The 21,291-nt window shown below is 66.8% G+C and carries 14 protein-coding genes and 1 pseudogene; 10 read left to right on the top strand and 5 right to left on the bottom strand.

The genetic code is table 11. The features are described 5' to 3' along the window. Window positions 1-37: 37 nt before the first annotated feature. From lexA to C0541_RS09455, 4 genes are all read left to right on the top strand, one after another. Window positions 38-643, top strand: coding sequence for a transcriptional repressor LexA (gene lexA, locus C0541_RS09470; protein ID WP_115047847.1), 606 nt, complete (start codon window positions 38-40; stop codon window positions 641-643). A gap of 1 nt (window position 644) precedes the next feature. Continuing rightward, complete coding sequence (gene imuA, locus C0541_RS09465) at window positions 645-1,298, top strand: translesion DNA synthesis-associated protein ImuA (protein ID WP_161959988.1); 654 nt, start codon at window positions 645-647, stop codon at window positions 1,296-1,298. 9 nt (window positions 1,299-1,307) lie between these two features. Further along, on the top strand, window positions 1,308-2,726 hold the full coding sequence (locus C0541_RS09460; RefSeq protein WP_115047845.1) for a Y-family DNA polymerase: 1,419 nt from the start codon (window positions 1,308-1,310) through the stop codon (window positions 2,724-2,726). Window positions 2,727-2,892: 166 nt separating this feature from the next. Further along, the gene (locus C0541_RS09455; protein WP_161959987.1) at window positions 2,893-6,144 is read left to right on the top strand and encodes an error-prone DNA polymerase; all 3,252 of its coding nucleotides are present in this window, start codon (window positions 2,893-2,895) and stop codon (window positions 6,142-6,144) included. A gap of 227 nt (window positions 6,145-6,371) precedes the next feature. Here the strand turns inward: C0541_RS09455 and C0541_RS20880 are convergent, their stop codons facing one another. Beyond that, window positions 6,372-6,569: a hypothetical protein gene (locus C0541_RS20880; protein WP_161959986.1), complete on the bottom strand. Its 198-nt coding sequence runs from the start codon at window positions 6,567-6,569 to the stop codon at window positions 6,372-6,374. A gap of 3 nt (window positions 6,570-6,572) precedes the next feature. Here C0541_RS20880 and C0541_RS09450 point away from each other — a divergent pair. Next, window positions 6,573-6,707 (top strand): annotated as a pseudogene (locus C0541_RS09450) (HDOD domain-containing protein); the annotation flags it as partial. A gap of 37 nt (window positions 6,708-6,744) precedes the next feature. Here C0541_RS09450 and C0541_RS09445 read toward each other — a convergent pair. Next, a complete protein-coding gene (locus C0541_RS09445; protein WP_238601298.1) occupies window positions 6,745-7,377 on the bottom strand; it encodes a DUF3757 domain-containing protein in 633 nt (210 codons plus the stop codon). A gap of 258 nt (window positions 7,378-7,635) precedes the next feature. Between C0541_RS09445 and C0541_RS09440 the strand changes: the two genes are divergently transcribed. The 5 genes from C0541_RS09440 (at window position 7,636) to C0541_RS09420 (ending at window position 15,337) form a co-directional block, all read left to right on the top strand. After that, window positions 7,636-9,606 (top strand): OPT family oligopeptide transporter, encoded by a 1,971-nt coding sequence (locus C0541_RS09440; protein WP_115047841.1) that lies wholly within the window; start codon window positions 7,636-7,638, stop codon window positions 9,604-9,606. Between the two features lie 845 nt (window positions 9,607-10,451). Beyond that, the gene (locus tag C0541_RS09435; RefSeq protein ID WP_115048187.1) at window positions 10,452-11,297 is read left to right on the top strand and encodes a transporter; all 846 of its coding nucleotides are present in this window, start codon (window positions 10,452-10,454) and stop codon (window positions 11,295-11,297) included. 353 nt (window positions 11,298-11,650) lie between these two features. Further along, window positions 11,651-13,771 carry an alpha/beta hydrolase family protein gene (locus C0541_RS09430; protein WP_115047840.1) on the top strand — a complete coding sequence of 707 codons (2,121 nt, stop codon included), beginning with the start codon at window positions 11,651-11,653 and terminating at the stop codon, window positions 13,769-13,771. Between the two features lie 233 nt (window positions 13,772-14,004). After that, window positions 14,005-14,481 carry a hypothetical protein gene (locus tag C0541_RS09425; RefSeq protein WP_115047838.1) on the top strand — a complete coding sequence of 159 codons (477 nt, stop codon included), beginning with the start codon at window positions 14,005-14,007 and terminating at the stop codon, window positions 14,479-14,481. Between the two features lie 130 nt (window positions 14,482-14,611). Then, window positions 14,612-15,337: an AraC family transcriptional regulator gene (locus C0541_RS09420; RefSeq protein WP_115047836.1), complete on the top strand. Its 726-nt coding sequence runs from the start codon at window positions 14,612-14,614 to the stop codon at window positions 15,335-15,337. A 900-nt stretch (window positions 15,338-16,237) separates the two neighbouring features. On the opposite strand, the gene C0541_RS09405 is transcribed toward C0541_RS09420, so the two are convergent. From C0541_RS09405 to C0541_RS09395, 3 genes are all read right to left on the bottom strand, one after another. Then, entirely contained in the window at window positions 16,238-18,346 is a 2,109-nt protein-coding gene (locus C0541_RS09405) for a catalase (RefSeq protein WP_115047832.1), read from the bottom strand. 248 nt (window positions 18,347-18,594) lie between these two features. Continuing rightward, window positions 18,595-19,449, bottom strand: a complete 855-nt coding sequence (locus tag C0541_RS09400) for an aldo/keto reductase (RefSeq protein ID WP_115047830.1) — start codon at window positions 19,447-19,449, stop codon at window positions 18,595-18,597. Window positions 19,450-19,471: 22 nt separating this feature from the next. Beyond that, complete coding sequence (locus C0541_RS09395; RefSeq protein ID WP_238601297.1) at window positions 19,472-21,163, bottom strand: carboxylesterase/lipase family protein; 1,692 nt, start codon at window positions 21,161-21,163, stop codon at window positions 19,472-19,474. Between the last annotated feature and the right edge of the window lie 128 nt (window positions 21,164-21,291).

Here is a 21,291-nt window from a genome sequence, read left to right as displayed (position 1 = left end):
AAATGTACACCTTGCCCCGTTCGGCCGCTGCACTCCCATGGAACCTCTCTCTTCCAAACGTCTGGCCGTGCTGGCTTTCCTGCAGGAGCAGGCCCGCGCCGGGGTCTCGCCCAGCCTGGCCGAGATTGCGCAGGCGTTCGGATTCGCCTCGCGCAATGCCGCGCAAAAGCACGTGCAGGCGCTGGCCGAGGCCGGCTTGATCGAGCTGCGGCCCAACCAGAAGCGGGGCATCCGCATGCCGGGCGGCGCCGCGCGCGATGCATTGCTGGCCTTGCCGGTGCTGGGGCGGGTGGCGGCCGGCGTGCCGATCGGGGCGGATATCGGCCTGGACCGGCAGCTGTGGCTGGACCGTGCGCTGTTTTCGTTGCGCCCGGACTATCTGCTGCAGGTGCAGGGCGATTCGATGATCGACGACGGCATCCTGGACGGTGATCTGGTCGGCGTGCATCGCAGCAGCGAGGCGCGCGATGGGCAGATCGTGGTGGCGCGGGTGGATGGCGAAATCACCATCAAGCGGCTGGAGCGCGGTGCCGAACGCATCCGCCTGTTGCCGCGCAACCGCGCGCATGCGCCGATCGTGGTGGCCGCCGATGCCGACTTCGCGATCGAAGGGCTGTACTGCGGCCTGATCCGGCAGGGTTGAGATGAGCCAGGAGTCCGCGCGCATCAGGCAGGACGGCAACGCGGCAGTCGCCCTGCCGCTGGACGCCTTGCTGGCCGCACGCACGGTGTGGCGCGCCGGCCATGGCACCGCCATCGCCCATGGCGGCGAATCCACCGGGCATGCGGCACTGGATGCGCTGCTGCCCGATGGCGGCTGGCCGCGGCGGGCACTGACCGAGCTGCTGCTGCCCGCCCACGGGGTGGGCGAGATCGCCTTGCTGCTGCCCACGCTGGCGCGCATGACCGGCGCCAGCAGCCGGGTGGTGCTGGTGGCGCCACCGTTCATTCCCTATGCGCCGGCCTGGCAGGCGGGCGGGGTGGTGCTGGACCATCTGGAAGTGGTACAGGCCGAGCCGCGCGATGCCTTGTGGGCGTTCGAACAATGCCTGCGCAGCGGCGCCTGCGCGGCGGTACTGGGCTGGCCGCAGACCGGCGATGCACGCGCATTGCGGCGGCTGCAAGTCGCCGCCGACAGCGGCAACTGCTGCGCGTTTGCGCTGCGCGATCGCAAGCATGCGGTCAATGCATCGCCGGCCGCGTTGCGGCTGGAATTTCTGCCCGAGCGCGATGCCTGGCAGGTGCGCAAGTGCCGCGGCGGGCAGGTCCCGTCGCAGCCGTTGCGGCTGGCGCATTGAGGCGCGCGCATGTTGTGGGCCTGCATCTTGCTGCCGCAGCTGGCGCTGGACGCCGTCCTTCGGCGCCTGGAAGAGCCTGACGCACCGCTGGTGCTGGTGGAAGGACCGGCGCAGTTGCGCAGCCTGCATTCGGTCAATCCAGCGGCGTCCGCCGCCGGCCTGAAAGCCGGCATGCGGCTGTCGGCGGCCCATGCGCTGATGGCCACTGTGCGCACCATCGACTACGAGGCGCAGGCCGAGGCGCGCACCCAGCGATTTCTTGCGGCCTGGGCGTACCGGCACAGTTCGCTGGTAAGCCAGCAATGGTCGCGCGCCATCGTGCTGGAGGCCGGCGCCAGTTTTCAATTGTTCGGGCCGTGGCCGCGTTTCGAGCGTCGGCTGCGCGACGAACTGCAGGCCTTGGGCTTCCAGCACCGGCTTGCCCTGGCACCGACACCGCGCGCCGCGCGCGTGCTGGCCGGTTTGCGCGATGGCATGGCGGTGACGCAGTTGCCGGCCTTGCACGCCACGCTGGACCAGGTGCCGGTACGCCGCGCCGCGTTGCCGGGCGATGCCGGCGAGCGCCTGCAGCACATGGGCGTGCGCACGCTGGCGGCGGTGCGCGCGTTGCCGCGCGATGGGCTGCGCCGGCGGTTCGGTGCGGGCCTGCTCGAGCATCTGGACCGGCTCTACGGCCAGGTCGACGACCCCCTGGAGTGTTACGCGCCACCGGATCACTTCGACCAGCGGGTGGAACTCGGCTACGAGGTGGAAATGCATCCGGCGCTGGTGTTCCCGCTGCGGCGCCTGATCGGCGACCTGTGCACCTACCTGTCCATCCGCGATGGCGGCGTGCAACGGTTCCTGCTGCGGCTGGAACACGAAGAAGGCGCCACCGATGTCGAGATCGGCCTGCTCACCCCGGAGCGTGCGCCGACGCTGTTGTTCGAGCTTGCACGCAACCGGCTGGAGCGGGTGGAGATTCCGCGGCCGGTGGTGGCGATGCGCCTGCTGGCGCGGCAGCTGCCGCCGTTCGTGCCGGCCATGCGCGATCTGTTCGATCAGCGTGCGCAGCAATCGGTGGAGTGGCCGCAGCTGCGCGAGCGCCTGCGCGCGCGGCTGGGCGACGAGGCGGTGTATCGCGTGCTGCCGGCCGACGACCCGCGGCCGGAACGTGCCTGGCGGCGCGCCATTGGCGATGCGGTGCGCGAAACCGGTGCGCCGCCACGTCCGCCACGCCCGACCTGGCTGCTGCCGCAACCGGTGCCCCTGCATGAGACCCAGCTGCGCATCGTCTCCGGCCCGGAGCGGCTGGAAAGCGGCTGGTGGGACGATGACGAGGCGCGTCGCGATTACTACGTGGTGGAAACCGCACGCGGGCGACAGGCCTGGGTGTTTGCCGCACCAGGCCGTGTCGATGGCTGGATGCTGCACGGGTGGTTTGCATGATCTGCCGCATGCCCTTGCAGCATCGGCGCACTGCCTGCCGGGCCGGTCGCCGCAGCGGTGGCGCAGACGCCCGATGCCGCGCAGCGAAGCGGCCGCGGCAACGCATCGACCTGCAGGGCACTGGAAAATCCATGCGCTGGCAGCGCGAAGTTGACGGTGTGCGCGCATGAGCTGGGATGATGCCGTCGATGGCGTGGACCGCGATACGCCCGGTGGGCGCATGCCGCGCGGCTGGACGGTCGCCGCGCGCTTGCGCGCGGCAAACGACGACATCGCCCATGCCATGGTTGCCGATGGGCTGCCCGCCTATGCCGAGCTGCACTGCCTGTCGGACTTCTCGTTCCTGCGGGGCGCCTCCAGCGCCGAGCAGTTGTTCGCACGTGCGCAACACTGCGGCTACAGCGCCCTGGCGATCACCGACGAGTGCTCGCTGGCCGGCATCGTGCGCGGTCTGGAAGCCTCGCGCGCCACCGGCGTGCGCCTGATCGTCGGCAGCGAGTTCACCCTGGTCGATGGCACCCGCTTCGTCCTGCTGGTGGAAAACGCGCACGGCTATCCGCAGCTGTGCGCGCTGATCACCACCGCGCGGCGTGCGGCAGGCAAGGGCGCCTATCGATTGGGGCGTGCCGAGGTGGAGGCGCAGTTTCGCGGCGTGGAGCCCGGCGTGTTCGCAGTGTGGTTGCCTGGTGCGCAGCCGCAGGCCGGGCAGGGCGCCTGGCTGCAGCAGGTGTTCGGCGCGCGTGCATTCCTGGCGGTGGAGCTGCATCGCGAACAGGACGATGCGGCGCGCTTGCTTGCCCTGCAGGTGCTGGCGCAGCAACTGGGCATGACCGCACTGGCCAGCGGCGATGTGCACATGGCGCAGCGGCGCGAGCGCATCGTGCAGGACACCTTGACCGCCATCCGCCACGGCGTGCCGTTGGCCGAGTGCGGCGCGCACCTGTTCCGCAACGGCGAGCGCCATCTGCGCACGCGGCGGGCCTTGGGCAACATCTACCCGGATGCGCTGCTGCAGGCCGCCGTGGACCTGGCGCAGCGTTGCAGCTTCGATATTTCCAGGCTCGAATACACCTATCCGCGCGAGCTGGTGCCGCAAGGGCATACGCCGGCGAGTTATCTGCGGCAGCTCACCGAGCAGGGGATGCGGGAGCGGTGGCCGGATGGAACGCCGGCAAAGGTACGCGCCGTCATCGAGAAGGAACTGGCGCTGATCGCGCACAAGAAGTACGAGGCGTTCTTTCTCACCGTGCACGACGTGGTGCAATTTGCACGGTCGAAGAAGATTCTCTGCCAGGGCCGTGGCTCATCGGCCAATTCGGCGGTGTGCTATGCGTTGGGCATCACCGCGGTCAACCCGGATGAAACACGTCTGTTGATGGCGCGCTTCCTGTCCGAACAACGCAACGAACCACCGGACATCGACGTCGATTTCGAGCACGAACGCCGCGAGGAGGTACTGCAGTACGTCTACAGCAAGTACGGCCGCGAACGTGCGGCGTTGGCGGCGACGGTGATCTGCTATCGCGGCAAGAGCGCCGTGCGCGACGTGGCCAAGGCCTTCGGCCTGCCACCGGACCAGATCGCGCTGCTGGCCAATTGCTACGGCTGGGGCAATGGCGAAACGCCCATGGAACAGCGCATCGAAGAGGCTGGGTTCGATCTGGCCAACCCGCTGATCAACAAGATTCTTGCGGTGACCGAGCACCTGCGCGATCACCCGCGCCATCTGTCCCAGCATGTGGGCGGCTTCGTCATCTCCGATGAACCCCTGTCGCTGCTGGTGCCGGTGGAAAACGCGGCCATGGCCGACCGCACCATCATCCAGTGGGACAAGGACGATCTGGAAACGATGAAGCTGCTCAAGGTCGATTGCCTGGCGCTGGGCATGCTGACCTGCATCCGCAAGACGCTGGAGCTGGTGCGCGGGCATCGCGGGCGCAATTACAGCATCGCCACGCTGCCTGGCGATGACGCGCCGACCTACAGGATGATCCAGCGCGCCGATACCGTGGGCGTGTTCCAGATCGAATCGCGCGCGCAGATGGCGATGCTGCCGCGGCTCAAGCCTGCGGTGTTCTACGACCTGGTGATCGAAGTGGCGATCGTGCGTCCCGGCCCGATCCAGGGCGATATGGTGCATCCGTATCTGCGCAGGCGGCAGGGCCGCGAGGAGGTGAACTATCCCTCGCCGGAGGTGGAGGACATCCTCAAACCGACGCTCGGTGTGCCGCTGTTCCAGGAACAGGTGATGGAACTGCTGATGCACGCTGCCGATTACACCGAGAGCGAAGCGGACAATCTGCGCCGCTCGATGGCGGCCTGGCGGCGCGGCGGCGACATGGAACAGCACCGCGCGCGGGTGCGTGAGCGCATGCAGGGCAAAGGCTACGCCTCCACCTTCATCGACCAGATCTTCGAGCAGATCAAGGGCTTCGGTTCCTACGGCTTCCCGCAAAGCCATGCCGCCTCGTTCGCCAAGCTTGTCTACGCCAGCTGCTGGCTCAAGCGCCACGAGCCGGCGGCCTTCGCCTGCGGGCTGCTCAATGCGCAGCCGATGGGGTTCTACTCGGCCAGCCAGATCGTGCAGGACGCACGCCACGGCAGTCCCGAGCGCGCGCGCGTGGAAGTATTGCCGGTGGATGTGCTGCACAGCGAGTGGGACAACACGCTGGTCGGTGGCCGGCCCTGGCGCAGCGACGAGGACCCTGGCGAACAACCGGCGATCCGGCTGGGCATGCGCCAGGTCGCCGGGTTATCCGAAGTGGTGGCAAGCCGCATTGTCGCCGCACGCGCGCAGCGGGCCTTCACCGATATCGGCGATCTGTGCCTGCGCGCCGCACTCGACGAAAAGGCGCGCCTGGCCTTGGCCGAAGCGGGCGCCTTGCAGGCCATGGTGGGCAACCGCAACGCCGCGCGCTGGGCGATGGCCGGCGTGGAAGCGCGCCGGCCGCTGCTGCCGGGCAGCCCGCAGGAACGCGAGGTGGCGTTTGAAGCACCGCGCGCAGGCGAGGAAATCCTGGCCGACTATCGCGCGGTCGGCCTGAGCCTGCGCCAGCATCCGATGGCGCTGCTGCGCCCGCAGATGCGGCAGCGGCGCATCCTCGGCCTGCGCGACCTGCAGGGCCGCCGCCACGGCAGCGGCGTGCATGTCGCCGGCCTGGTCACCCAGCGCCAGCGCCCGGCCACGGCCAAGGGCACCATCTTCGTCACCCTGGAAGACGAACACGGCATGATCAACGTCATCGTCTGGTCGCACCTGGCGCTGCGCCGCCGCCGCGCACTGCTGGAATCGCGCCTGCTGGCCGTGCGTGGCCGCTGGGAACGCGTGGACGGCGTGGAGCACCTGATCGCCGGCGACCTGCACGACCTCAGCGACCTGCTCGGCGAGATGCAGCTGCCCTCGCGCGATTTTCATTGAGCCAGTGCTGTGCGCGTGGCTGCGGTGGCACGCCGACCCGCATGTCCACGCCACGTACTGACGTGGGCCTTTCTGCTGACGCTCTGGCCCGCTGCCGATGAGGCCACGCGCACCAATGTCGATGCCTGTGTGGCTGCAATCGTGTTGCCGCGTCTCGCGCATCGCGATCGAACCCGGTGCAGGAGCTTCGGCATGCCACTTGATACAGACCAACGCAAAAGCCCGGGTCAATAGCCGCCGTGACGGGTCATCGTCATCCAACCGGTCTGTGCTACACCATGCAGGCCGGCGCGATTGGGCTGGCTTACCTTCATCCACGAGGCGATCATGAAGTTGGAGGCGTTGTTCGACCAGTTGCCCACCGTGCCCACCGTGCCCACCGTGCCCGAGGCGGCCGCAGGACCTGATTGCCCGGTTCGACGCATGCACATGGCAGCACCAGGCCGGCGGCTTTGGACGCGTTGCGTGGTCCATGGATGGATACAGTGGACCTGGATGCCTTGTTTGCCGCGCTGCCGGACGTGATCGAGGCCGACCGCGCGTTCGCCGAGTTGTTGTACTGATATCGATCAACAAGGGCTGTGAGGATGTGCCGCCGGGTCATTCCAGACGTCGCGGTTCGAACGCACAGTCTTTCGTACTCTGTGTACAGTAGTAGAACGCATCCTGCGTTGGTGCTGGCGTTTTTTGATCGAGCTGCCAGCGCGAGGGGCGTTTGGGGACGACGATCAGGTTGCGCTGCTGATTTGGTGTGCTTCGGTCGAAGTAAGCCAAATCCACTTGCTTGTGGTTACGCAACTCATAGGTGCAATTGACCAGCGCACCCTCCGATTCTGATTCTGTTTTGGATTTGCCCGGTTGCTTGCCGTAGAACAATACCGAGGACAGCTTGATCGGTACACCCTGATCGGGCTGCTTCGTGCTGACCCAATCGCCTCTTCCATAAGCAACGCTTCCAGCAGGAAACTCGACATCGGCGACCGCTCGGTAGTGGGCTGCGTCGTAGTGGACCGCGGCAGGTTCCGGGCATTTTTCGCTTTGCGGAGAATGGTCTTGGCCGAACGCAGTGGATGGCTGCAGCGACAGCATCAGCATGCCGGAGAAAAGAACGGTGCCTAGCGAATGTTTCATGATGGAAGCCCTGCGGTAGGAGGTACGTGTCAGGAACGGGGGGGAGTCGCGATGCTCGTCGCGTCGTGCCGAAGCAACCGGGCCGGAGAATGCTGCTGCCATGGAAGCCAGGTGTTGGCGCGATCGTAATGATCGCTGCGACATGACGCTCTTTAAAGGCGAACCGATATCGACGCAGGCGTATCCATGCCGTAGTAAGCGCGCTGTGCAGGTCGTTCTCAGCGTGAGCCGGTGCTGCCAGCAGCAAGCCCGTGCACTCCACCGCCAAAGCACGCACACTGTCACGCCGCGGCGCAACTGGACGGAACCCCGCCCAGGCGCTAGCGTGGTGCGGATTTTTTGCCCACAGGGGAACTGCCCATGAGCCATGACGCGCAACCGCGCCAGCTCACCTTCCGTGCCGTCGTGCTGGCCATCGTGCTGGCGGTGGTGCTTTCGGCCGCCAACGCCTATCTGGGCCTGTTTGCCGGCCTGACCATCGCCACCGCCATTCCGGCCGCGGTCGTCTCGATGGGCGTGCTGCGCCTGCTCGGCGGCGGCACCATTCTGGAAAACAACATCGTCCAGACCGGGGCGTCGGCCGGTTCGTCGATCGCGGCCGGGGTGATCTTCACCATTCCCGCGCTGGTGATCATGGGCTATTGGCCGGACTTCAAGTACTGGTGGGTGCTCGGCATCGCCGGCATGGGCGGCTTGCTCGGGGTGCTGTTCTCGGTGCCGCTGCGGCGCTCGATGATCGTCGAAGACCCGCTGCCGTTCCCCGAAGGCAAGGCCGCGGCCGAGGTGCTCAAGGCCGGCGAGAATCCCGGCCCGGGCCTGAAAATCCTGGCCATGTCCGGCGCCATCGGTGCGCTGGTCAAGCTGGGTGCGGCCAGCGGCCTGCGGGTGATCCCGGACACCTGGGCGCAGGCCACCTACCTGGGCAGCAGCCGCCTGGTCGGCTATCTGGGTACCAACCTGTCGCCGGCGCTGCTGGGCGTGGGCTACATCGTCGGGCTGAATGTCGGCATCGTGGTGCTGTCCGGGTCGATCCTGTCCTGGCATATCGCCATTCCGCTGTACCAGCAGTTCTTCATGGGCAGCGACCCGGCATTGGCGCAGAGCCTGGTCGGCGCGCCGGCGGCCGATACGGCATTCGGCATCTGGGGCGCCAAGATCCGTTACCTCGGTGTCGGCGCGATGCTGATCGGCGGCGTGTGGACGCTGTTCTCGCTGCGTAAATCGCTGTTGTCCGGGGTCAAGAGCGGCTTCGCCGCCGCGCGCAAGAGCGGTGGCGGTGTGGTGGCCGAGACCGAACGCGACCTGCCGATGAAGTGGATGCTGGTGGCGCTGGTGCTGTGCACCCTGCCGCTGCTGGGCCTGTACCAGGCAATCGTGCAGCAGTGGCACGTGTCGATCCCGATGACCATCATCATGATCGTGGCCGGCTTCCTGTTCGTGTCGGTGTCCGGCTACCTGGCCGGCCTGATCGGTTCGTCCAACAACCCGGTCTCGGGCATCACCATCTCCACCATCCTGTTCGCCTCGGCAGTGCTGGTGCTGCTGCTGGGCAAGGATGGCCTGGTGCCGGTCGGCATCGGCGCCGCACCGCTGGGCGCGGTGGCGGCGATCATGATCGGCGCGGTGGTGTGCTGCGCGGCAGCGGTGGGCGGCGACAACCTGCAGGATCTCAAGGCCGGTTATCTGGTCGGCGCCACGCCGTGGAAGCAGCAACTGATGCTGGGCATCGGCGCGTTTTCCTGCGCGCTGATCATGGCGCCGGTACTGAACCTGCTCGCGCAGGCCTACGGCATCGGCCCGGCCACCCCGCAGCATCCAAACTCGCTCGCTGCGCCGCAGGCCACGCTGATGGCCTCGGTCGCCAAGGGCCTGTTCGGTGGGCAGCTACCGTGGTCGATGATCGCGATTGGTGCCGGCGTGGGCGCGGCGATCATCGCGCTGGACGAGTGGCTGAAGAAGACCGGCAAGCGCTTCCGCGTGCCGGTGCTGGCGGCGGCGATCGGCATCTATCTGCCGTTGGAGCTGATGGTGCCGATCTTCATCGGCGGCCTGATCGCGCATCTGGTGGAGCGCTTCCACAGGATCCGCACCGACGACGAGGAAGGCCGCGACCGCGTGCACCGCCCGGGCGTGCTGTTCGCCGCCGGCCTGATCACCGGCGAGGCGTTGATGGGAATCGCCATCGCGGTGCCGATCGTGCTGTCCAGCCGTGCCGATGTGCTGGCGTTGCCGGCCAGCCTGCAGCTCAACCAATGGTTCGGCCTGGCGATCCTCGCCCTGGTCGGCTGGCTGCTGTACCGCGTCGGCAAGCGCGGCGAACAGGCCGCCTGAGGATGCTGTATCGAAGCGGCATGCGCCTGCATGCCGCAACCCGACGGACACGCATCGCGGGATGCGTGTCCGTTTTTCGTTGGGGTGTTGCAACCGGATTGCCGCGGCGTCGGGTGCAATGCAAGCCGTGCGGTTCGAGCGCGGTCCCGATGTAGAACGCTGGGAATGCAGCGGCATTGCCGCATGGCACAGCTGGGCGCTGCACAGACGGGTACATCGAATCGGCGATGCCACGCCGTGGCGGCACGTCCCATCGGCCTGTCATCGCAAGATCGTGCGTTGCCAGCGTGAGCGGACCTGCCCTGTCGATGCAGGGCAATGCCATCGGCGCGCCCGGCTGATCGACAGATCGGCTGGCACGAGCGCAGCTGCAATCCGGCGACGCATCACGCGCCTGCTGCTCAGGACGCACCCGCAATGCAGGGTATCGCGTCTGCACATGGCAGCGCCTTTGCGCCGGCTTTACGTCCTGCGCAGTCTTCGTGCATAGCGACTTTATGCCGCTGCTCCGTATCGTGAGGCCTCCCGCACCGACGGTGCACTACGGCCAGCACATGCCTCGATCGATCCCGACGACGCGCCACGTCGCACGCTCCCGCACTGCGTGACCCGCGCACGATGGGCGCAGAAGGGTGACTCCTATCACGTTGTGCGACATCCGCCTGCGGTTGAGGTCGCTTTTGTCATCGTCGGCGTCTTCGGGCCCGCCGACGCCTATAAGATCGATTGGCAACACGCCGCCCGTCAGGTGGCCTCGCAGTCGTTCTACATCCACGTGCATTCCCCCTCGCCAACGCTGACCGCTCACCCGATCTGTCCAGCGTCCTGCCATGGAAACCACTGCAATGCCGACCGCCATCTCCCCCCGTTTCCCACGCACCCCACGCCCCCCCCTGTTGCGCCTCGCCCTGGCCGGCGTGCTGTGCAGCCTCGCGCTGCAGGCACAGGCACAAGAGGCCACCGAAGCGGCGCTGTGTACCGATCGCCCGACCAAGGCCAATTCCACCTGTACCGTGCCGACCGGCGCCTGGCAGCTGGAAACCGACATCGGCAGCTACACCCGCGACAGCCAGCCCGCCACCCGCACCGAGACCTCCTATTTCACCAACCCCACGCTCAAGTACGGCGTCAGCGACCGCATCGACCTGCAGCTCAACTGGGCACCGCAGCTGCAGGTCAAGACCACCGACCGCGCCACCGGTGCGCGCAGCAGCCTGAGCGGCGGCGGCGACATCTTCCTGCGCATGAAGGCGCGTTTCTACGAGAGCGATACCGCCAGCGTGGCATTGCTGCCGTTCGTCAAGGCGCCGACCGCGCACACCGGCCTGGGCAACGACGAGTGGGAAGGCGGCGTCGCCTTGCCGATCAATTTCGCGCTGCCCGACAGCTTCTCGCTGACCTTCGGGCCGGAGGTGGATTGGTTGGCCGACAGCGATGGCAGCGGCAAGCATGTCGCCATCGTCAACGCGATCAACCTGGCGCATCCGTTGACCTCAAAGTTGTCGATGGCGGTGGAGGTGTGGTCCTCGATCAACCGCGATCCCGCGCAGACCATCGAGCAGTACTCGGCCGACGTCGCCGCTGCGTATCTGCTCAATCCGCTGTTGCAGCTGGACGTGGGCGCCAACTTCGGCCTCAACCACCGCACCCCGGACGCGCAGGTGTATGTGGGGATGTCGCACCGCTTCTGAGGCGCTGAAAAGGTGTGGGCGCTGCCACGGATCTGCGTGGCAGCGCTGCAGTGGGACCTGATGGTTGGGTGTCGGCCGGCCGGCACCCCGCCAGCCCGCCCGCTGCACGTGCAGTGCGCGCGAGATGCCTGCCTGCGTGCGTCCGCGGCGCAGTCGCAGCACGCGCTGTGGCAGATGGCACGCCGCTGCCGCAGCGGTGCTTCGCGGCAGGACAGCGCAGGCTGCGTGCGCGATGGAGTTTCCCGGCTGCCCGGCAACGGCACGCGGCCACAAGGGCAGACCCGACCGCAAGCCTTTGCGCGTGCGCCGCAGCAACGCCTACCATCGACGTTTTGCCGTTGCGGGAACTCTCGATGAAGCTGCGTCACGCCGTATTGCCCCTGTGTTTGCTGGCTACCTTGCCAAGTCTTGCCGCCGCGCGCGGATTCGATGTGCGCGACATGGTCGCGCTGGACCGGGTGTCCTCGCCCACGCTCAGCCCCGACGGCAGCGTGCTGGTGTTCGCCAAGCGGCAGGCCAGGAGCAGCAACGGCAAGCCGGCCACCGGCCTGTGGACACGCAACCTGCGTACCCGCGATGCAGCGCCGCCCAGGCGGCTCACGCCCGACGGCTGGAACGTCAATAGCCCGGCGCTGTCGCCGGACGGCAAGACGGTGTACTTCCTCAGCAGTAAATCCGGCACGCAGCAGTTGTACGCACAGCCGCTGGCTGGCGGCACGCCGCAGCAAGTGACCGCGTTCGCAGTGGATGTGGACAGCTACAAGCTCTCGCCCGATGGCAAGCGCATCGCCTTCAGTGCCGGCGTGTTCCAGGACTGCGGCTCGGACCTGGAGTGCACCAAGAAAAAGCTCGCCAGCGTAAAGAATGCCAAGGCCAGCGGCGTGGTGTATGACCAGCTGTTCGTGCGCCATTGGGACACCTGGAACGATGGCCGTCGCAATACGCTGTTCGTCTCCGAGCTGCCCGCAACCGGCGCCAAACCGGTGGTTGGCGCCTCGGCGATCAGCGCCACGTTGGCCGGCGATGCGCCGTCCAAGCCGTTCGGCGGCAATGACGACTACACCTGGTCGCCCGATGGCAGCAGCGTGGTCGCCAGCGTGCGCATCCCGCAGCCGCATGGTCCGGAGGCCGGCAAGAATGCCAAGGCCGCCGCCAAGCCCACCGGCAACGACGAGCCGTGGCAGACCAACTTCGACCTGTACCGCCTGGATGCGGCCGGCAAGGCGGCGCCGGTCAACCTGACCGCCGCCAACCCGGCCTGGGATGCCGGCCCGGTGTTCAGTGCCGACGGCAAGACGCTGTACTACCGCGCGATGAAGCGACCGGGTTTCGAGGCCGACCGTTTCGGCCTGATGGCGATGGACGTGGCCAGCGGCAAGAGCCGCGAGATCGCCCCCAAGTGGGACCGCTCGGCCGGCGAGATCGTGTTGAGCGCCGATGGCGCCAGCCTCTACACCAGCGCCGACGACCTCGGCGAGCATCCGTTGTTCAGGATCGACATCGCCAGCGGCCAGGCGACCAAGCTGGTGGGCGAGGGCAGCGTGCATGCGCCAACCCTGGCCGGCACCACGCTGGCGTTCACCCGCAACTCGCTCAAGAGCGGCGACCAGGTGTTTGTCAGCGACCTGCAGGGCCAGGGCCTGCGTGCGATCACCCAGAGCGCCGCCGAGCTGCTGCCGGACGTGCAGTTCGGCGACTACGAGCAGTTCCAGTTCAAGGGCTGGAACAACGACACCGTGCACGGCTACGTGGTCAAGCCGTACAACTACCAGGAAGGCAAGACCTACCCGGTGGCGTTCCTGATCCACGGCGGGCCGCAGGGCAGCTTCGGCAACGGCTGGAGCAACCGCTGGAATCCGCAGACCTATGCCGGGCAGGGCTACGCGGTGGTGATGATCGACTTCCACGGCTCCACCGGCTACGGCCAGGAATTTACCGACGCAATCAGCCAGCATTGGGGCGACCGCCCGCTGGAAGACCTGCAGAAGGGCTGGACCGCCGCGCAGAAGCAGTACGGCTTCCTCAATGGCGACAAGGCCTGCGCGCTGGGCGCCAGCTACGGCGGCTACATGGTCTATTGGATGGCCGGCAACTGGAACCAGCCATGGAAGTGCCTGGTCGACCACGACGGCGTGTTCGACAACCGCACCATGGGCTATGCCACCGAGGAACTATGGTTCAGCGAATGGGAAAACGGCGGCACCCCGTGGCAGAACCCGGCCGGCTACGAGAAGTTCAACCCGGTGCTGCACGTGGACAAGTGGAAGGTGCCGATGCTGGTCATCCATGGCCAGCAGGATTTCCGCATCCCGGTCGAGCAGGGCCTGGCCGCGTTCACCGCGCTGCAGCGCAAGGGCATCGACTCCAAGTTCCTGTACTTCCCGGACGAGAACCACTGGGTGCTCAAGCCGGACAACAGCGTGCTGTGGCACGACACCGTCAACGGCTGGCTGAAGCAGCATATCGGCCAGTGAGGGTGCGATCGGCACGCCGCCCGCGCGGCGTGCCGATGGTCACAGGGAGCGGCGACGAGGCCGGCGAGCCGCCGGCTGGATGAGTGCGCTTGTGAGCGAGCGGGGTGGCCCGCACCATCGCACCTGGCTGAATGGCGAGCTGCGGCGGCAGTGCCGCAGTGCACACGCGCCATGTCAAAATAGCGAATCTTTAACTTCCTCAGTTCCCTGCCAGGATCGCCAGGACGGTTCGCATGCGTACCTTGTTCCGCTTCTCATTGTGGGTGTTCGCCCTCGTCTGTAGTCCTGCCCTGCAGGCCGCATCGCGGCCCCCGGCCGCGGCCGCGCCTGCGCGCGCGCCGGTGTCTGCGACTGCCGCGGTCAGCACCGATGCGGTGGCCAGCGATCCGGCCGTGCCGCTGCCGGCCACGCTGACGTCGGGCATGGGCTACCGCGCGTTCGCGCAGGCGGTGATGGAGCAGGGCTGGCAGCTGGTGGATCCGCTCGCCGCCGACAGTTGCATGGCCGCCGGCGATTGCGCCATCGAATTCATCGCGCCTGGCGGCAGTGCGCGCCTGCAGGTGCAGGTCGGCTCGCAGTCCGGTGCGGCGGTGGTCAGTGGCTGGCGCGCGCAGCAGGTGCCGTTGGATCGCATCGGCAATCCCACGGCTGCGGCGGTGGACAGCAAGACCGCGCCGGCCGCGGCCAACGTGGCCGACAACCCGCGCTGAGCGCGGGCGCCGGCGTCTGATGCGCGCGGCGTATCATGGCGTGGCATGCGCTGCGGCCTGCATCGGCGGCAGGTGTCATCGCCAGCTGCGTCTTCCCTGATCCCGAGTCCAGTCCTGCATGACGTCCTGCATGAAGAGCATCGATCCTGCCGATCTGGAAGCGTTGTTCGATGCCGTGCCGGACGTGCTGTTCTTCGTCAAGGATCGCGAGGGCCGCTATACCCACGTCAACCAGACCATGCTGCGGCGGTTGGGGCTGAAGTCGCGCAAGGACCTGATCGGCAAGCGCGTTGCCGAGGTCTATCCCAGCGGTCTGGGCACCAACTACGCCAACCAGGACGAGCAGGTGCTGGCCGGCGAAGTGATCGACAACCTGCTGGAACTGCATCTGTTCGCCAATCGCGAACCGGGCTGGTGCCTGACCTGCAAACGTCCGCTGCTGGTCGACGGCAAGGTGCAGGGCATCATCGGCATCTCGCGTGATCTGGGACCGCAGGACGGGCACGAATCGCAGTACGAAAAACTGCGGCTCGCGCTGGCGTACCTCAACGCCAACTACGCGCAGAACGTGCGCATGCAGGCACTGGTGGAGATCACCGGGTTTTCGATGTCCAAGCTGCAGCGCTCGTTCCGCAAGGTGTTCCAGCTCACCCCGCAACAGGTGCTGGCCAAGCTGCGTTTGCAGATGGCGATGCACCTGCTGCACGGAAACAAGAGCCTGACCGAAATCGGGCATGCCTGCGGCTTCAGCGATCAAAGCGCCTTTGCGCGGCAATTCAAGCTGGCGGTGGGCATGACGCCACGCGAGTACCGCGCGTTGGCGAACGCTGCGCAGTTTCCTTCCGAGCCGTCCTAGTGCATCCGACAAGACGACTGCTCAGCAGCTGAGTTGGTCGAGCACGCGGTCCTCTTACTGCTTGCCGAGCACTGCGTGAATCCAGCGAGATTCCGGGTTGCAGTCTCGTTTGGTAGATGCAGTCAAAAGCCTGGTTCGTCGAGTGTGCGGCGCCCTCACCGTTTGCGGGACACGCCGTGAATCCGTCCGTGGAGGCTCGGTGGCGGCCTCCATGCCGCCACACGGTCCCGCAAGCGGCGAGGGCACCGCACCAAAAAAAGTTGGTCGGCTGTTTTCCTGAAAGCTTGTTGCTCAGCCTGGGCGGAAGAGAAGTTGGTAAGTCACGTGCTGAAAGCCTGTCGGCTACTCCACTTGTAACGGAGAGGCGGTAAGAGCTGGTCGGATCCAGAGCGATCCGCCCAGTGCACCTCATGCTCTTGCTTGCAACCATGCACACCGACTAACTCGACTGGTCCTTGCCCGCCCACCGTCGCGGGACCTTACGCGGCATGGATGCCGCGTAAGAGCCTCCATGGACGGATTCACGGCGTGTCCCGCGANCGGGACCTTACGCGGCATGGATGCCGCGTAAGAGCCTCCATGGACGGATTCACGGCGTGTCCCGCGATGGTGGGCGGGCAAGGGCCCCTTCAGCCAAACCGCAGCCCGCGGCTCTACTGCCGACCTGGCCGCGCGCGCCGACACCCCAAAGACACGACCGCGTAACGACGTAAAGGCAGCCGGGATTCCAAATCGCAGCGTCGTTTACCAGACGCGGCCAAAAGACTGGTTGAAGGCTGGCCGTTGCAGAGGGTGCGCTGATCTTTCGTTGAGGATGAATTGCTGCCCGCATAAACGCCTTGGGCGCGAACGACGTAGAAGTCGTTCGCGCCCAAGCCTGTGCAGCCTATGCGGATGTGGTTACGCCAGCATGCGCACCTTCGGTTCGCGTGCCCACTGGCGGGTCTTGGCGGCAGTGATGAAGGCCTTGGTCTCTGCTGCCGCGATCACGCCGGCGTCCTTGCCGACATTGCCGGCCTTCAACAGCAGCTGCGCGCCATCGTCGAAGGCGATCGCCTTCAGATGGGCCCAGGCATTGCTGACGAAATCCAGCGCTGCCGATTCGCGTGTCAGCGCCTTGGCTGCTTCCGACGACAGCAGCACCGCCACCGCATCGAACATCACCGACGGCGTGCCGGCCAGCTGACCGTCGGCGGCCAGTTGCTTGCCGTCGCTGAGCTTGGCGCCGCCCAGTTTCGGCGCGACGATCTTGACCGTGGCACCGGCAGCTTCGGCAGCCTTGCGCACGGCCTTGATCGTCGCCGCGTCGGAGCCATCGTGAATCAGGATGCCCACGGTGCGGCCCTGCAAGGTGTCCTTCATCTTGCCGATCAACTGCAAGGCGGGCGACAGCGGCATGTCGGTCGGTGCGACCGCCGCCGGCGGTGCCGGCGGCAACGCGGTCATGCCCATGCCATCGGCAACACGCTGCGCCAACGTCGGGTCGATGTGACGCAGGTGACCGACGATGGCTTCGCGTACGTGCGGGGTTTCCACCTTGGACAGCTCGAATACCAGCGCCGATGCCATGTGCGCCTGTTCCGGTGCGGTCTGGCTGCGGAAGAACATGCGCGCCTGGCTGTAATGGTCGGCAAAGCTTTCTGCGCGCACGCGGCCCTTGGCGCCGTCTTCGGCCGGGGTTGCGTGGCTGGGGAATCCACGCAGCGCCTCACGCGGCGCATCGGCCTGCAGCGAGCTGGGCTCGTAGGCGACACGGCCCTTGGGCACGCCCATCTGCATGTGCCCATCGCGCTGGTTGTTGGCGAACGGGCACTTGGGCGCGTTGACCGGGATCTGGTGGAAGTTCGGGCCGCCCAGACGGCTCAGCTGCGTATCCAGATAGGAGAACAGGCGGCCCTGCAGCAGCGGATCGTTGCTGAAGTCGATGCCGGGCACGATGTTGGCCGGGCAGTACGCCACCTGTTCGGTTTCCGCAAAGAAGTTGTCCGGCCAGCGGTCCAGCACCATGCGGCCGACGATCTGCAGCGGCACCAGTTCCTCCGGAATGACCTTGGTCGAATCCAGGTGATCGAACGGGAAGGCCTCGGCCTGCGCCTCGGTGAACAGCTGCACGCCCAGCTCCCACTCGGGGAAATCGCCGTTCTGGATCGCCTCGAACAGATCGCGACGATGGAAGTCCTGGTCGGCGCCGGCGATCTTCACTGCCTCGTCCCAGATCGTGGACTGCAGGCCAAGCTTGGGACGCCAATGAAACTTGACGAAGGTGCTGTCGCCGTTTTCATTGAGGAAGCGGAAGCTGTGGATGCCGAAGCCTTCGATCATGCGCAGCGAACGCGGGATGGTGCGGTCGCTCATCGCCCACATGATCATGTGCATCGATTCCGGGCTCAGCGAAATGAAATCCCAGAAGGTGTCGTGCGCGCTGGCGGCCTGCGGAAAGCCGCGGTCAGGTTCCATCTTCACTGCATGGATCAGGTCGGGGAACTTCATCGAATCCTGGATGAAGAACACCGGGATGTTGTTGCCCACCAGATCCCAGTTGCCTTCCTTGGTGTAGAACTTCACCGCGAACCCGCGCACATCGCGCGGCGTGTCCACCGAGCCGGCGCCGCCTGCAACTGTGGAGAAGCGCGTGAACAACGGAGTCTTTTCGCCGACCTCGGTGAAGATCTTGGCGGTGGTGTACTGACTCAGCGATTTGGTCAGTTCGAAGTAGCCGTGCGCGGCGCTGCCGCGTGCATGCACGATGCGCTCGGGGATGCGCTCGTGATCGAAGTGGGTGATCTTCTCGCGCAGGATGAAGTCTTCCAGCAACGTCGGCCCGCGCGGCGTGGCGCGCAGCGAGTTCTGGTTGTCGCCAACCGGAATGCCCTGGTTGGTGGTCAGCTGCGGATGCGTGCCGCCGGCTTTCTGGTGCAATTCGTCGCCCGTGCCGCGCACTGTCTGCGGCGTTGCGCCGGCAGCTGCGGAGGAAGGAAGTTGCGCGGTTTTACTGGGGGACTTGGGCATGGGATTCCACTCTGGCGGGCTTGAATTGCGGGCTGATCCGCTCAGCGTGGGAGTGGTGCTGTTAAGTGCACGTGTCTGCGTGCGAACGAATACTCACATGCGACCGAAAGCTTGCGTTGGATCGCAGCGGCACACTGCGCAGGTCACGCAATGCATCAACGGATGATCTGCACCTGCCTGCAGCGAGCGCGACCGTTGCAACGGCGTGTCGGGACCTGCCTGCAGCGAACGCAACCGCTGCAGGCGGACTACAGCAGATCCAGCGGTTGTTTGCGTGTGGGCGGCGGGAATGCACGGTCCAGTTCGGCAAGATCCTGCGCATCCAGGTGCAGCGTGCACGCCGCGGCATTCGCGCGCACATGCGCAGGCGTGCCCGATTCGGGGATGGCAATGACCTGCCCGCTGCGGATCGCCCACGCCAGCGCCACGGCGGTTGCAGCCACGCCACGTCGCTCGCCGATCGCGTGCAGCACCGGATGATCCAGCAGTGCGCGGCTGCCCAGTGGCGAGTACGCCATCACCGTCACCTCGTGCTGTGCACACCACGGCAGCAGATCGAACTCGATACCGCGGCTGCCGGCGTGATACAGCACCTGATTGACCAGGCAGTGTTGCCCGCCATCGATGCACCACAGATCCTGCAGATCATCGACATCGAAGTTCGATACGCCCCAGTCGCGGATCTTGCCGGCATCGCGCAAGGCCTCGAAGGCATCAACCACGTCGCGCAGATCGCTGCCGCCGCGCCAGTGCAGCAGGTACAGGTCCAGCGTACGCACGCCCAGCCGCTGCAGGCTCGCCTCGCAGGCACGCGCGATACCGCGCGCGCTGGCATTGCTCGGCAGGACCTTGGACACCAGATAAGGACGCTGCGCGCCATCCATGGCCTGGCCGATCAGTTGCTCCGACCGGCCATTGCCATACATCTCGGCGGTGTCGATCAGGCGCATGCCCAAGTGCTGGCCGGTCTGCAGCGCATCGATCTCCTGCTGCGGCGCGTGGCGGCCCTGGCCCAGGTTCCATGAGCCAAGCCCGAGTGCCGGCACGCTGCGCCCGTTGCGCAGGCGTACCGTAGGGCAGGGGGATGAGGTGGGGACGGACATGGGCAACTCCTGGTTGATGCGATCAAGGCGAGGATGACTCAGCCGGCGTTGCCGCTGCGTGCGCCAGGGATGCCTGTGCATCCCAGAATCCGCAGCGATGGCGTTGCACGAAGTCGGGCGTTGCGCCGATCCTGCCGGGCGACAGCGCCAACGGGGTGTTGCCATCGAAGCGTGGCCAACGCGGACGCCCAGCTCCATTTGGATCGCCGGTGCGCGCGAACGCGCCCCAGTAGTCCTGCAGCGTATCGGCCAAGGCCTGTTGCGCCGGAGTGAACGCCGGCTCGCCACTGAGCACCCACGGCCGCTGGAACAGGTACACCAGCTCGGACGCGTGATACGCGCCCAATGGATGCGAGAACGGCAGGCGCCACAGGCCGTACGGCGCCTGCGGGTCGTCGAATTCGTACGCATACACCGGCGTGCGGGTGCGCAAGGCCTGGCCCAGTCGACGCGTCGGGCAGGCGAATCCGCCATCGGTGACGATGTCGGCGAATGCGTCCCAGCGCGATTGCGCGGCGACGTCGGCGTAGTGCGCCATGATCGCTGTCGGGTCGGCATGCATGCGCTGCAGGCGTGCCTCATAGCCGCTGCGCAGGTTGAGCTTGCCGACATAGGACAACAGCTGCGCAAATAGCCGCCCCTCGTTGCGGTTGGTGCCGATCAGCACTGGCACCTGCACCCGGTGCAGGTTGGAGATCGCCTCGGCGGGCGGCAACGGCAAGACGTCACCGCCAGACATCGGCGCCCAGGCATCGCTGCCGGTCAGGCCGCGTCGCTGCGATTTTGCATCGGCCACGGTATCGGCAGGCAATGCGCGCAGGCACGCGCCCACATCGCTTGCATGCGCGCAGCCAAGCGTCTGTGCCATGCGTGCACCGCCGCGCTCGGCCTCGGCGCGCGGCACGCTGGAATCGCTGGCCAGGCAGCTGCCGCTCTGCAGGATCGCGCGTTGGAACAGGCCAGCCGCGCCCGGCGAGGCGAGCTGATAGCAGATGCTCCAGGCACCGGCCGATTCGCCGAACACGGTGACGTTGTGCGCATCGCCACCGAAGGCGGCGATATTGCGCTGCACCCAGCGCAACGCGGCCTGTTGGTCGAGCAATGCATAGGCCCCTTCGCCTTCGCCACGCAGCGCCGGATGGGCGAAGAAACCGAACACGCCCAGCCGGTAATTGGGCGCCACCACGATGACGTCCTGCCGCGCCGCCAAGGCACTCAGGTCGTAGTCGACATTGCTGCCCAGCTCCAGCGCGCCACCGTAGATCCACACCATCACCGCGCGCGGTTGCGCCGGCGCCGGGCCGGGCGGCGCATAGATGTTGAGGGTGAGGCAATCCTCCGATATCTGCTTCTGGCCGAAGCGATAGCGCGGCAGGCAGGCCGGCCCGGCCTGCGTGGCATCGCGCACGCCCTTCCAGGCCGGCGCAGCTTGTGGCGCGCGGAAGCGCAGCGCCCCTACCGGCGGCGCGGCGAACGGCACGCCCAGGAATACCCGCCCCTGCGCGCCGGCGACACCGCGGACTGCACCGGCATCGGTCTGCACCACCTCGGCCTGCGCATCGGCCGCGTGCACCAGCGCCGGCACCTCGCCAGGACGGCGTGGCGCGCACGCGCTCAACGCAAGGCCTGCAAGCAGCAGGCAGGCCAGGTGGCGTCTCAATGAACCTCTGTCACGCTTGATCACTGTCGGTTGTGTCCTATCCCGGACGCACATCATCGCCAGTGCACGTGTAGGGAAGGAAAACGCGCGGGCCACCCGACCCAGAGCGGCTGGCAAACGCTTTCGAACGCCGTGGAGGGTGAGCGGCCAAGGGCCCTGCAGCCAGGCACGGATCATGCGCT

It is taken from the genome of Xanthomonas arboricola (genome assembly GCF_003353015.1).
In the GTDB taxonomy this organism is placed as follows: domain Bacteria; phylum Pseudomonadota; class Gammaproteobacteria; order Xanthomonadales; family Xanthomonadaceae; genus Xanthomonas; species Xanthomonas arboricola_E.
The sequence above is the reverse complement of the archived record's forward strand: the minus strand, read 5'-3'. Positions and strand labels throughout refer to the sequence as shown.